Source organism: Pseudomonas sp. Ma2-10 (genome assembly GCF_054330215.1).
In genome coordinates this window covers 1-467 of sequence record NZ_JBTEYL010000089.1, presented here as the reverse complement: position 1 = coordinate 467, position 467 = coordinate 1, and the positions used below count along the sequence as shown (strand labels likewise).

Annotated in this window: 1 pseudogene; it reads left to right on the top strand. The window is 58.2% G+C overall.

Annotated elements, in window-relative coordinates:
* Positions 1-152: 152 nt before the first annotated feature.
* Positions 153-416: pseudogene (locus ACXPVS_RS27430) on the top strand (ATP-binding protein); the annotation flags it as partial.
* Positions 417-467 lie beyond the last annotated feature (51 nt).

Genomic DNA, 467 nt, shown 5'->3' with positions numbered 1-467 from the left:
GCTGGAGAAGTTACCGACCTGGCCGAATAGCCGGCTGGATGAGTTGCTGCCATTGAGATCAGCTGCCGAGTAAAGGTGGCTGGGCTGGAGGCTTACGAATGACACATCCTGAACGGTTCATCTTTTTTTGAATAGGTGGGGTTTATGGCGCGCTTACGGACGACTGGGGCTTGGCGCCGTTTACCGATGCGCAACGGCGCGACATGCTTGAACTGCTGGACGACCGCTACGGCAACCGCTCGACGCTAGTGACCAGCCAGATGCCAGTGGACAAATGGCACGCGCTGATCGGCGATCCGACCTTGGGCGACGCGATCCTCGACCGGCTGGTGCACAACGCTTATCGGATCGAACTGAAGGGCGAATCAATGCGCAGACGCGCAACGAAATTGACGACGACAGGGACTTCAGACTAACAATGCAAACCTGCGTCGCTGCGCTCCGACTGCCTGTCCAAGTGGACGTGG